Origin of the sequence: Paenibacillus odorifer, assembly GCF_000758725.1 — a bacterium.
Lineage (GTDB): Bacteria > Bacillota > Bacilli > Paenibacillales > Paenibacillaceae > Paenibacillus_AQ > Paenibacillus_AQ odorifer.
Map to the genome: position 1 here is coordinate 2,457,434 of NZ_CP009428.1, position 12,391 is coordinate 2,469,824.

General features: G+C 43.6%; 14 protein-coding genes and 1 pseudogene. 12 read left to right on the forward strand and 3 right to left on the reverse strand.

Annotation, left to right across the window (positions count from 1 at the left end; translation table 11 throughout):
- Positions 1–132: 132 nt before the first annotated feature.
- The 8 genes and pseudogenes from PODO_RS10400 (at position 133) to PODO_RS10435 (ending at position 6,593) form a co-directional block, all read left to right on the forward strand.
- Entirely contained in the window at positions 133–1,170 is a 1,038-nt protein-coding gene (locus PODO_RS10400; protein ID WP_051491617.1) for an ABC transporter substrate-binding protein, read from the forward strand.
- Positions 1,171–1,186: 16 nt separating this feature from the next.
- Positions 1,187–2,175: pseudogene (locus PODO_RS10405) on the forward strand (FecCD family ABC transporter permease).
- Between the two features lies 1 nt (position 2,176).
- Positions 2,177–2,956 (forward strand): ABC transporter ATP-binding protein, encoded by a 780-nt coding sequence (locus tag PODO_RS10410; protein ID WP_038569912.1) that lies wholly within the window; start codon positions 2,177–2,179, stop codon positions 2,954–2,956.
- A gap of 44 nt (positions 2,957–3,000) precedes the next feature.
- The gene (locus tag PODO_RS10415; protein WP_038569918.1) at positions 3,001–3,528 is read left to right on the forward strand and encodes a HugZ family pyridoxamine 5'-phosphate oxidase; all 528 of its coding nucleotides are present in this window, start codon (positions 3,001–3,003) and stop codon (positions 3,526–3,528) included.
- A gap of 3 nt (positions 3,529–3,531) precedes the next feature.
- Entirely contained in the window at positions 3,532–3,975 is a 444-nt protein-coding gene (locus tag PODO_RS10420) for a DinB family protein (protein ID WP_038569920.1), read from the forward strand.
- Between the two features lie 166 nt (positions 3,976–4,141).
- Entirely contained in the window at positions 4,142–4,549 is a 408-nt protein-coding gene (locus PODO_RS10425) for a MerR family transcriptional regulator (protein WP_051491619.1), read from the forward strand.
- A gap of 68 nt (positions 4,550–4,617) precedes the next feature.
- Positions 4,618–5,547, forward strand: coding sequence for an alpha/beta hydrolase (locus PODO_RS10430; protein ID WP_038569922.1), 930 nt, complete (start codon positions 4,618–4,620; stop codon positions 5,545–5,547).
- Between the two features lie 455 nt (positions 5,548–6,002).
- A complete protein-coding gene (locus PODO_RS10435) occupies positions 6,003–6,593 on the forward strand; it encodes a TetR/AcrR family transcriptional regulator (RefSeq protein WP_038569924.1) in 591 nt (196 codons plus the stop codon).
- Between the two features lie 24 nt (positions 6,594–6,617).
- On the opposite strand, the gene PODO_RS31010 is transcribed toward PODO_RS10435, so the two are convergent.
- Positions 6,618–7,091: a hypothetical protein gene (locus PODO_RS31010; RefSeq protein ID WP_155288114.1), complete on the reverse strand. Its 474-nt coding sequence runs from the start codon at positions 7,089–7,091 to the stop codon at positions 6,618–6,620.
- A gap of 68 nt (positions 7,092–7,159) precedes the next feature.
- Here PODO_RS31010 and PODO_RS10440 point away from each other — a divergent pair, with 68 nt between their 5' ends.
- The 3 genes from PODO_RS10440 (at position 7,160) to PODO_RS10450 (ending at position 10,043) form a co-directional block, all read left to right on the forward strand.
- Complete coding sequence (locus tag PODO_RS10440; protein ID WP_038569926.1) at positions 7,160–7,903, forward strand: SDR family oxidoreductase; 744 nt, start codon at positions 7,160–7,162, stop codon at positions 7,901–7,903.
- Positions 7,904–7,985: 82 nt separating this feature from the next.
- Positions 7,986–9,071, forward strand: a complete 1,086-nt coding sequence (locus PODO_RS10445; RefSeq protein WP_036689444.1) for a glycerol dehydrogenase — start codon at positions 7,986–7,988, stop codon at positions 9,069–9,071.
- Between the two features lie 105 nt (positions 9,072–9,176).
- A complete protein-coding gene (locus PODO_RS10450; protein WP_080742461.1) occupies positions 9,177–10,043 on the forward strand; it encodes a divergent polysaccharide deacetylase family protein in 867 nt (288 codons plus the stop codon).
- On the opposite strand, the gene PODO_RS10455 is transcribed toward PODO_RS10450, so the two are convergent.
- Positions 10,025–10,777 (reverse strand): N-acetylmuramoyl-L-alanine amidase, encoded by a 753-nt coding sequence (locus PODO_RS10455; protein WP_235219580.1) that lies wholly within the window; start codon positions 10,775–10,777, stop codon positions 10,025–10,027. The two genes, PODO_RS10450 and PODO_RS10455, sit on opposite strands and share 19 nt — an antisense overlap.
- Before the next feature lie 183 nt (positions 10,778–10,960).
- Between PODO_RS10455 and PODO_RS10460 the strand changes: the two genes are divergently transcribed.
- Positions 10,961–11,149, forward strand: coding sequence for a YqzE family protein (locus tag PODO_RS10460; RefSeq protein WP_036689445.1), 189 nt, complete (start codon positions 10,961–10,963; stop codon positions 11,147–11,149).
- 75 nt (positions 11,150–11,224) lie between these two features.
- Here the strand turns inward: PODO_RS10460 and PODO_RS10465 are convergent, their stop codons facing one another.
- Positions 11,225–12,247, reverse strand: a complete 1,023-nt coding sequence (locus PODO_RS10465) for a hypothetical protein (RefSeq protein ID WP_038569928.1) — start codon at positions 12,245–12,247, stop codon at positions 11,225–11,227.
- Positions 12,248–12,391: the final 144 nt, after the last annotated feature.

Genomic DNA, 12,391 nt, shown 5'->3' on the forward strand with positions numbered 1-12,391 from the left:
TCTTATTTAAAATTAAAATAAAATTCTTGACACTTCTCATTGATAACGATTATCATAGGAAGCGATTAGTGAAAATGAAAATCATTATCACTACATGAAACGTATAAATATACATATTCGGAGGGATAGATTTTGAAAAAATTATTAGTACTCCTGGTTGTTGCAGCGGTTACTGCAATGACTGCTTGTTCGTCTACTAATACAACGGACAATCGAAAAAATGAAGCAGTAACGAATACAACTGCTAATGAATCGAAAGAAGCGAATGCAGCAAATACAACAGAAGTAGCGAATACAGCGGAAGCTGCCGGCAAGGTGTACAGTCTGGAGAATGATGGTGTGGATGAAACGTTGTTCAACGAAGCCTTAAGCCAATTCCCTTCTACAGTACCGGAGCGTATTGTAACAACTTCTGTACCGTTAACAGAAATGCTTTATTTGCTCGGCATAACACCGGTAGGTGTACCTACTTCAACGAATCCAATCCCTGCTGATTTCGAAACAATTGATCGTATTGGATCTCCTATGGCACCGGATCTGGAAGTAGTGACAAAACTTGAACCAGACTTGCTGCTGGGAGCGGAATCACTTCGCAGCACATTAGACAAATCGCTAGAAGGAATCGACCTACAAAAAGCATATTTGAGAACAGAATCATTCGAGGATTTAAAGCTTAGCCTCAAAGTTTTAGGCACTTATTTTAATAAAAAAGATGAAATGAATGCTGCTTTAACTAAGATTTTGGACAAAGAAAATGAGCTGAGTCAATTAGCCGAAGGCAAAGAGCTGCCAAGCGTGCTGCTCGTAATCGGAACCGCGGATTCTTTTATGGTCATGAGTGAGAAATCTTATTTAGGTAGCTTGGTGAAAAAGCTTGGTGCTGATAACATCGCAACTTCTGTATTGCAAGTTACTGACACTTACTCACCTATTAATATGGAGAACATTGTAGCCGCTGATCCAGACATCATTCTCGTACTCGCTTCAGGCGACCACGGAGCGACAGAGGATAAGTTCAAAAAAGAAATAGAGAAAAATGAAACTTGGACAAAGCTCTCAGCTTATGCAAATAACAAAATCAACATTCTAGATTACAGCGTATTCGGTGTTACTTCGATCCTTAACGCCGAGACAGCCTTAACCGAAATTGCAAAATACTTCTATGAATAATTAAAGGAGACAGCAAGTGATAAATACATCTCGTAGCAGAATTATTGTTATTGTAACGTTAGCACTTGCGCTCGTTGCCGCCATAATTGCGATTGGACTAGGCTCAGTATACATCCCCATACCAGACATCCTAAGCACAATCTTTGGGTCAGCGGCAAAAGCGGTGAATGCCACCATCATATGGGATATTCGTTTGCCGCGTGTATTACTGGCGATGATCATTGGGGCAAATATCGCGGTTTCAGGCGCTCTGCTGCAAGCTGTGATGGGCAACCCACTTGCTGATCCAGGATTGACCGGTGTAACGAGTGGGGCGGCTGCATGTGTGCTTGTCATTATGCTTGCAGCACCACAATATACGGAGTTTATTCCAATTGCGGCTTTTGTTGGTGGACTAATCGCTGCAGGGATTGTATATGCATTAGCGTGGAGAAGAACCGGCATTTCGCCGATCACTATTATTTTATCAGGAGTTGCTGTGAATGCTCTTTGCGGGGGATTAATAGGACTCCTGACCATCATGTACAGCGACAGACTTCCGGCAGCAGTCCAATGGTTGAACGGCAGTTTGGCTGCAAAAGGGAACAATGCCTTGATGATGGTTTTCCGTATGCCATTGCAGGCTGGATCTTATCCTTTTTCGCGATCCGCAAGGCGAATATTATACGTTTAGGCGATCAGGTGGCTTCGAATTTAGGTGAAAATGTGGATCGAATTCGTATTCTTCTTTCCTTGCTGGCAGTATTTCTAGCGGCTATCTCTGTAGCGGCTATAGGGATGATTGGCTTTGTTGGACTTGTTGTGCCACATATGGCTCGATTGTTGGTGGGTTCAGACTATAAATTTCTTTTGCCGATGAGTATGGGACTTGGAGCATTGGTATTGTTGATAGCAGATACAGGTGGACGTACCTTATTTGCACCTTTAGATATTCCTGCGGGTATCCTTATGGCGGTGATCGGTGGACCATATTTTCTATACCTGATGAGAAAGAAGGCGTTCTAACATGTTTACTGTCGACTCTATTTCGATTCGGTATGAGCAGAAAAACATTATTAACAACTTCTCTTTTTCCGTAAAAAAGGGTGAAATCGTCTCGATTATAGGACCAAACGGTTCAGGTAAATCTACATTACTTAAGGCGGTATCACGACTAATTCCATATCATACGGGTGCGGTCACACTCGATGGTACGGATCTAAAGTCCATGACTGCCAAACAAGTGGCTCGAAAAATGTGCATGCTGAGCCAGAAGAACCTAGCGCCTAATGATATGACCGTGATCGATCTCGTCTCCTATGGAAGGTATCCTCATAAAAAATGGTTCGAAAAATTAAATCATGAGGATATGGAGATTGTCCACTGGGCACTGGAAAAGACACATTTAAAGGATTATAAGGATCGAGCAGTTTCCTCGTTATCCGGTGGTGAATCACAGCGTGCTTGGATTGCTATGGCCTTGGCGCAGCGCCCTTTGGTTATGTTGCTTGACGAACCGACCACTTACTTGGATATTTCGCATCAGCATGAAGTTCTTGAGCTAGTACGTGAGCTAAATCAAGACATGGGGATGACCGTCGTGATGGTGTTGCATGACCTCAATCAAGCCTCTACCTATAGTGACAGTATTGTTGTGGTGCAGGCGGGTGAAAAAGCGATGTATGGGACACCAAATGAAGTTATGACAACCGATATGATCCGGAATATATACCGAATAGATGCCGAAGTTCAATATGTTCCTGCAGAGACGAAACCTCGTATTCATTTGCTAAGTACCGTTCGCTAGATTCGTGGCTAGAGTACATAACCTATTAATGGAGGGATTTTATAATGAAGAAGCCTGTAGATGTAGAGAAAAATAAAGAAAACTATTTGCAATTTATTGCGAATCGTAAAAATCTGATTTTGAGCTTAATAGATGACGAAGGAAAACCTTTTATCAGCTATGCTCCTTTTGTTAAGCATGAAGGCAAACTTTATATTTACATTAGTAAGATCGCCGAACATTACAGATATATGGAAAATAACGAGTTTGTAGATGCGCTTCTAATTGCAGATGAGTCTGCGACGAATAATAAATTTGCAACGGAACGTGTGCGGTGGAATTGCACAGCAAGCAATATCGGGAATGACGGGCATGAGGAGATCTTTGAATTGTTTAATGCTGATCATGGGGCGGCAATGGTGAATTTGCTGCGTGGATTGGATTTTTCATTGTTTGAATTGACCCCTCTCCAAGGGCGCTATGTTGTTGGTTTTGGCTTGGCCTTTGACATCGATGTAGATGCGAACCTGTTCAACCATGTGGTGATCGACAAGAAAAGAGACGAAGAAGCCACTGTACAAGGGAGCAAATAATCTATGACTTTCACTTTAGTGTTGCCAATCTGGCAAGCGGTGCAAACGCGATTTCATAAAATGGTGAAGGCATTGCCGGAAGAGGATCTTAACCTTAAGCTAGGGAACTCTACGATTGGGGGATTAATTCAGCATAATGCGGAAGTTGAGTTTATGTTCGCAGAGTGGTTTTTTGCAAGACCTAATCCTCAAGGCGACAAGGCGGCATATTCTACATTGAATGAACTCGTTGATCTGCTGACTGTTTCCAATGAGAATCTAACTGCTGCGATGCAGGAATTTCCGGAAGAAGCGTGGCATGTGAGTGTGGAGTCGGCTTTTGGCACATCTACACCGCTTGAAGCGATAGGCAGGCTTATGTATCATACAGGCATTCATGCCGGACAGATTTCGCTTATACAGAAAAATGCAGTCCGAAGTGAAGTGAGTAAATTGGGAAATGATTGATGAGAAAACGGCAGAAATGTCGTTTTTTTTGTGCGTAAATAAGGAGTTTTTAAAAGGGAGCTTGGTTACTTGTTGACGTTCTTTTGATGTCCCTTGATGTCCTTTTGATGTCCTCTGCTGCCTCTGAATTTGGTATAATGTAGGGGATTATAAGGGGGCGCTGATTATGACAGAATACTTGCGAGGCCAAATTGCTAAAATGGCGAATGTGAATATGGAGACGTTAAGGTATTATGAAGAGCTCGGATTAATTAGCACTCCCTTACGTTCAGAAGCTGGTTATCGTCTTTATTCGGATGAGGTGCTTAGCCGACTTGTTTTTATACATAATGCTAAACTGTGTGGTTTCACTTTAAAGGAAATCAAGAAGGCACTCACTAAATCTGAAAGCAGCGGCATTAGCATAGATGATTTTGTAACTGTTGTGGATAAGAAAATGGATCGAGTTCGTGGCGAAATTGCAAAACAGGAAATAAAACTAACAGCCCTCGCAGATTTGAGAAAAAATTTGTTAGCCACAGATAAACATCCAGGCGTACAGTCCACGCTCGAAATCCTAAAAATGGATTCTTAACTTGACCTTGTAGTCTCCTACAGACTTTACAATCTGAGTTGAAAAGAATTGTAGGAGGGATTAACGATATGGAAAAGTCAAGTACAGAGCAGCTTGCAGCGATCAAAGATTATCTGCGACAAAGCAAGCGATTGGATAGCAAGTCTATCGGGCAAATACGGCAGGAGATGGCCGCGACGGCTGCGAACATGCCCATTCCTACGGATGTTATCGTCGAACGGGTCATGATTGGGCCCGTAAGTGGAGAGTGGATTATTCCTGTGAAATCTGCTCCACCCGCTGATGAAGTGATCCTTTATTTCCATGGTGGGGGTTTTATTTCTGGGACTTGTGAATTTTATCGAGATTTGGTTACACGAATTGCAAAAGCTAGTGGTAAGAAAATCCTAATCATTGAGTATCGCTTGGCACCAGAATTTACTTATCCGGCTGCTAACGAAGATTGTATAGACGCTTATCTGTGGCTGCTCGCGAATGGATATTCTGCCGGGAATGTCGTGCTTGGAGGGGATTCTGTTGGAGCCAGCCTTGCGCTGATGACGTTGATTACTTTACGGGATGCGGGTGTGGAATTGCCGGCGGGTGCTTTTTTAATCTCGCCGCATACAGATCTCGTCCATTTGGATGGTGAATCGTATCTGAGTCGAGCGGAGTTTGATCCAACAGGCAGCATAGAAGGAAATATACGAATAATTGATGTTTATCTAGGTGCTCGGACAGAACTAGCTCCTATATTATCTCCCTTAAGGTTGGATTTGCAGGGATTACCTGATTTACTTGTTCAAGTAGGCGACCACGAGGTATTGTTAAGCGATGCAACGAGGTTGTCTGAACGAGCACAAGCCGCGGATGTTCATGTAGAACTGGAAATATGGGAGAACATGTGGAGCGTCTTTCACTTTTTAGCTTATATGCTGCCAGAGGCGCAGGAAGCGATCGCGAATATCGGTAAGTTTGTTAGAACGAGGCTAGATCGAATTGAGGAAAAAAGCAGCTGATATTACCCGCCTTCTTGAGAGATCAAGGAGGTTTTTTGGCGAAATCGTTAGGTTCGCAGAAGGTGGATTGCTAGATGCTGGGCTTCTTCATCGTAACGGACCGTATTGCAGCTACTTGCTCAATTTAGCGTGTTTGGCTAACTTTTCGGACTGCATAGCTCTTATTTGCACATTAGAACGCCAAAAAGGAGGGGATTTGGGAGAATAGCTGCATTGGAGTCCGATAGCATGATGAATTACGGTGATTTTTGAAAATAAGGGCTCCTCAGTCCGAATTCATGTAGAACAGGGGCTACGGAGAATTAGAAACCAAACTGGGGCCTTAGTTTAATAATTGGGCGCGAGTATATACTGATAATGATTTAACGAATGACAAACTGGTAATATTGTCAGTTCGTTTTTGAACATGATATGCTATGATAATTACCACCAGAGATAGAGCGAGGGGAATACATATGTCGAATGATCTTCCATTATCAAAAGAGAACATTTTGGATGCGGCTGAACAAGTGCTCCGGCGTTTTGGCCCGGACAAGACTTCTGTTGTTGATGTAGCGAAGGTGCTTAAAGTAAGTCATGGTACGCTTTATAGACATTTTTCCAGTAAATCTGCTTTGCGAGAAGCAGTAACCGAAAGATGGTTGCAGCATAATATTTCAGAGCCTTTAAAGAATATTTCAGAGCATTTTGATGGGCATGCCAAAGAGCAGCTCCGATTATGGATGGATACGTTGATTCGTAGTAAACGCACCTATGCTGTGGATGATGCCGAAATGTTTGCTATGTATGCAGCTGTAACTTTAGAAGCGGTGGATATGATTACCCTACACGTAGATCAATTAATTGGGCAAATCGCAGGCATTATTGAAAAAGGCATACAATCCAAAGAGTATAGAGTGGTGGAACCAATGGTAACGGCTAGAGCAATTTTTAATGCTACTTCGCGGTATCATCATCCAGCACATGCTATAGAGTGGCAGTCGGCTACGATTGATCAGGATTTCGCCTTTGTTTGGGATTTGCTCCTTTCCGGGATTTCTTTGTAGCATCTAATTAAAACCTTCTGATGTTCAGGAGGTTTTTTTGTGTCTTAAAGGGGTATAAATCCCGTAGATTAGTCTGAATCGAGCGACTTGCAGCGAATGAGCGGTATAAATCCCGTAGATTAGTCTGAATCGAGCGACTAGCAGCAGATGAACGGTATAAATCCCGTAGATTAGGCTGAATCGAGCGACTAGCAGCAGATGAACGGTATAAATCCCGTAGATTAGTCTGAATCGAGCGACTAGCAGCAGATGAACGGTATAAATCCCGTAGATTAGGCTGAATTGAGCGACTAGCAGCAGATGAACGGTATAAATCCCGTAGATTAGTCTGAATCGAGCGACTTGCAGCGAATGAACGGTATAAATCCCGTAGATTAGGCTGAATCGAGCGACTTGCAGCAGATGAACGGTATAAATCCCGTAGATTAGGCTGAATCGAGCGACTGTTGCAAAATATGTGAAAAGCGAATTAGAATGACAAATATTAAAAAATGTCACTTGTAATTTGTAATCGATCGATTTATAATCAGACCAACAAGAAGGACAAAGTAATAGGAGGAATAAATATGAACCACAATTTAGCTGGAAAAGTAGCATTAGTAACAGGTGCATCGAGAGGCATGGGCCGGGAGATTGCGGAGAACTTGGCACAACAAGGTGTGAAGGTGGTCGTTAACTATTCGAGTAACCCCGGCAAAGCCGAGGAAGTCGTAACCGGTATTAAGCAAAAGGGTGGAGAGGCCGTCGCTATTCGGGCAGACATCAGCCAGGTGGCAGAACTTGAACAGTTATTCCAAACCACACTAGAAGCCTATGGACAACTCGACATTCTCGTCAATAACGCTGGTATTATGATCACGAAGCCGATTCTAAATATGACAGAAGAGGATTTCGACAAGCAGTTTGCGATTAATGTGAAAGGCACCTTTTTTGCTTGCCAGCAAGCAGCTAAATATATGAATGATAACGGACGGATTATCAATTTTTCAACTTCCGTTACGGGTCAAATGTTCCCGACCTACAGCGTCTATGCAGGAACTAAGGGAGCAGTGGAACAAATCACTCGTCAGCTGGCCAAAGAATTTGGACGAAAAGGAATCACTATCAATGCTGTTTCACCGGGACCTGTGAATACGGAGTTATTTACCGTAGGGAAATCAGCGGAAGAGATTGCAACCGTGGGAAATATGAATTCCTTTGGACGTTTAGGCGAGCCTGAGGATATCTCAAACATTGTGTTGTTCTTAGCCAGCAAGGAATCACAGTGGGTTACAGGGCAAACGATCCGTGTGAATGGTGGATTTATTTAAGCTGGTGGCTAAAGGGATCTTTTTAATAGCTGAATGTGGTCAATCCTTCTAATATGAATGTAAATAAAAGGAGGAGTGAACCATGACGCAGATCATCTGCTCACCAACTAAATATATACAAGGACATGGTGAAATTCGTAAGCTGGGAGATTATTGTTCGCAGCTTGGAGCGACAAGAGCTTATGCCATTATTGATCCTTATATTTTCTCTGTGTACAAAAAAGAGATCACATACAGTTTTGAAATGAACGAAATGCCACTAGTGATGACTGAATTCAAGGGCGAGTGCAGCAGTAATCAGGTTAATGAGATAGTTGCAGCACTTGGCTTGAAGGATGCGGAAGTCATTATAGGGATTGGTGGCGGCAAGACCCTGGATACGGCAAAAGCAGTAAGCCACATGAGTAACCTCCCGGTAGTTATTGTACCCACAGTGGCTTCAACGGATGCACCTTGCAGCGCTTTATCAGTGTTGTATACGGATGAAGGAGACTTTGACTGTTATCTTCCATTAAAAAGAAATCCCGATCTGGTTATCGTAGACGTCGATATCATTGCCAAAGCTCCTGCAAGATTGCTTGTTGCTGGAATGGGTGACGCGTTGTCTACTTTTTATGAAGCAAGAGCTTGCCGAGAATCTGGGGCTATTACCCATGCAGGTGGGACTAGCACAATTGCAGCCCTTTCATTAGCTCGTGCCTGTCTGGATACCCTTCTAGCAGAGGGTGAAACGGCATTAAAAGATGTTAAGCAAGGCATTACCTCTCCTGCGGTGGAACACATTATTGAAGCCAATATTTACTTAAGTGGCATTGGGTTTGAAAGCGGCGGACTTGCTGCGGCGCATGCGATTCATAATGGATTGACGCTGCATGAGGAATGCAGGAATACTCTTCATGGTGAAAAGGTTGCTTTTGCTACGATCGTTCAGCTTGTACTGGAGAAAACACCATATGAAGAGATTGATCAGGTGATTGATTTCTGCAAAAAAATCGGCCTTCCCGTTACTCTCAAAGATCTTGGGATTACCAATAAGGATATCGATCAGTTGATGACTGTAGCTGAAGCTAGCTGTTCTAAGGATAGCCCCATCTGGAATATGCCAATTGAAATTCAAGCACTGGATGTGCTGGAAGCTATTCTTGCCGCAGACGCACGGGGACAATAGAAAAAACTCGACTGTAAATTATTGCGAACCTTCCTCGTACATATTTAACCTTCGTGAACCAAACAATGAGAACAATTGTTTAAGACGAAGGAGGCGTTCCTCTTGATGAAGGACAGTCGAAGTTTCAAACGTTATTTACTGATTTGGATTGCTGTTGCTGCTCTAATGGTTACTTTAATCGGTTCCGTGGTACCGTCTGTTTCAGCTGCCGAGTCCAGAGACAACCCTACAAACACACCAAGTGAAGAGAAGGCATCTCGACGTAATAAGGTCGTAATTATTATTGACGATTTCGGCAATGACATGAAGGGGACGGATGAAATGTTTTCACTGCCGATTAAGCTTACGGTGGCGGTCATGCCCTTTTTGCCTACATCTGTGAAGGATGCCACACGCGCGCATGAACGCGGAGATGATGTTCTTCTCCACTTACCGATGGAGCCGCGCCAAGGTAATCCTAAATGGCTTGGACCAGGAGCTGTACTGGCCAAGATGTCTGATGAGGAAGTCCGTCAAAAAGTAGAGGCAGCACTCGATAATGTGCCTTATGCTATCGGCATAAATAACCACATGGGCTCTAAGATTACCGGGGACGAACGGATTATGGGTGTGATCTTATCCGTGTGCAAAGAGCGGGGATTGTTTTTTGTGGACAGTAAAACCAACTACCGTTCTGTTGCTGGCAATATGGCTTATCGAATGGGGCTGCCGCGTGTAGAGAATCATATCTTTTTGGATGATACACACACAGCCAATCATGTCCTGAAACAAATGGGCCTCGTAAATAACCTGGCGAAGGATCAACGATTCTGCGTAACCATTGGTCATGTTGGTGTATATGGAAAAGAAACCGCCGCAGGCATCCGCAGCGGTGTTGAGCAAATAAAAGATGATGTTGAATTTATAGGCATTTCTGATCTAGTCAAAAACGAAATGAACTGGAACTTCGAATCCTACACTTCCATAAGATAAGCTACTATGCCGCCAGCAATCGCTTCTGCAATTTCTTGTTGCCCTTTAGGGGTGCATAGCTTTTCGCGATCTGTCGGACTGCTTACAAAACCCGCCTCAACAATTACAGTTGTGGCGGTTATTTTGTTGAGTAAATAAAAGGGCTTACCCGGTCTTGTCTCAGCACGGATATTATAGAGACTGTTTAATTGTTGCTGAATGGTCTGGGCAAGGATAAAGCTGCGGCCTTCTTGGCGATATAATACAAGCGGACCATGTTTGGAAGGAGAAGGTGCCCAGTTAACATGGATGCTGACCACTACGGTAGCTGGTAATGTCTCAGCCAGTTCTTTACGCTGGGCAAGATCGCGCAGATGTCGGGATTTACTGCGCAGCCAGCGGTTCTCATCACTTGGGGCATAATCTCCATTACGATTTAAGGCAACATCAAATCCATCGCTGCGCAGCAGCAGAAATAATCGGCGTGAGATATCTAATGTAATATCCTTCTCAAGAATATTTCCGTAGGAAGTTCCTCCGTCGATCCCCCCATGTCCTGCATCAATTAAGATCATACGGTGGCCGTGGCTTAAGAGATGCTGACGTTCATCATTCACTACGGGTTTGGATGGAGTTGCAGAAGCATATGCACTCCCCACAAACAGCATTAGAAGTCCAACTGTAGTTAAAGTAATACGTAAGCCGCATATTGCAGCTGCTGTCTTGGAATAAGCTTTATTTCTCCCATTGTTCAAATGAACTCCTCCTTGCATGTGAATAACCTCGTGCCCTAGATTCTTTGTTAGATTGTGCTTTAATAGGTAAACCTATTCGAACAATCCGGGACAAGAGTTTAGATATATGCTCGCTGGTGCACACTAAGAGCATGGAACGACGCTGGTTATCTTAATTCACTTATAATGTAGGAGGTGTTACAAATGGCTTCCGGCGGCGATGAGCTTGTAAAGTATATCACTGAGAAGGTAGTTGTTTATATCGAGGATCCGCGTGCCATTCATGCTCGAAGAGCGGCTACTAAGCAGCCGTGGTCACAGAAATGGTTCGGTATGCTTCCGCTTGGTTGGTCGATCTGGCGAAGCAAATGGAGCCACAGTGATAAGGATTGAATATCACAAATAACAAATAACAAATAACCTTCCAGTGCCTAATCGAGGGTGGCAGCGGAAGGTTATTTGTTATGTTTATTTATAGATATTTTTGTCGGGCAGCTTGTGCAGTGTTCCGATAGCCTGCAAGGCAGTGAGTGGCAAATACCGTCTTCCTTCTGGCCCTGATGCTGCGTAAATGGTAGGCATGTTGTTTATTGCTTGTGTTTTATTCGAAGCAGGCAACCAGTTTTGATAACCTGTAATCATAAAAGGGGCCCCTACGATATCATTTCGACCAGCGGCTTGATAAGCGATACTTTCCTTGGGACGAATCAGTGCGGCGATATTGTCACCGCCTACAGCAAGCAGTTTTGGGGAGGTCAACCACATGATATCTTTATAAGGATCATCTGTTCCCCCGCTTTGATAGGCAGAAAGCGGCGACAGGTCAGTAGTTAAGTTAGTGATTACATCCGTTTCTGTCTGCTGCCCTTTAAGCACTTCTTCCGCTTTACTGAGCGTCCATGGTAAAACTTGGGGTACGGAAGCATTGATAAAAATCGTCTTATCGTCAATGGAGATTTTCCATACGGGTAGAAGTGGTGCATATAAGGCTGTAAGTTTTATTTTGCCTGTAAAAGATGAAGGTATAAGTCCTTCCTGCACCAAAAATTGGCGCAGTTCTAATAAACTATAGGGGAGACCGTAAGTGCCAGCTCCATATTCGCTAAGCATATAACCACCTTGATCCGTAGCCGAAATGATCATGTAACCGATCCGCTGTTCACCTTTCATAACGTTGACAAGCCAGCTATGAGTACCTGGACCCAGAGGATAATATTCTATTCCTGCGTCCTTCCAGGCTGTAAATGGAGCTTCTGCTGCGAGCTTGTTCAGTGTACTCTTGGCAAATTCTTGGACCGTACCGGGTGAAGGTAAGGTATCCATCTGCAGTACAGGTATCAAATCCTGTGTGACTGAATCAACTACACTTACTCTGGAAGCGGCAAGCGCAGAAGAGGAACCGGAGCTCGTTGCGATGAGTCCGATGCATAGAAGCAGGAGGAAGCAGCTTTGACCTGCAAGAAGCAGCCTCCGCCGTATACTTATTTTCATGGCGTCGTTCACCTTTCTTTGTTATGAAATATCAGAAAGTATAAGCTTCCTTTTTATTGTAGAGGACAAGCTATAAAAAGGCTGTTGCTTGCTGTCGCGCCGGAAGGCGGAAGTTCTCTTGTTTTTTTGCCTGCTTTTAGCGAG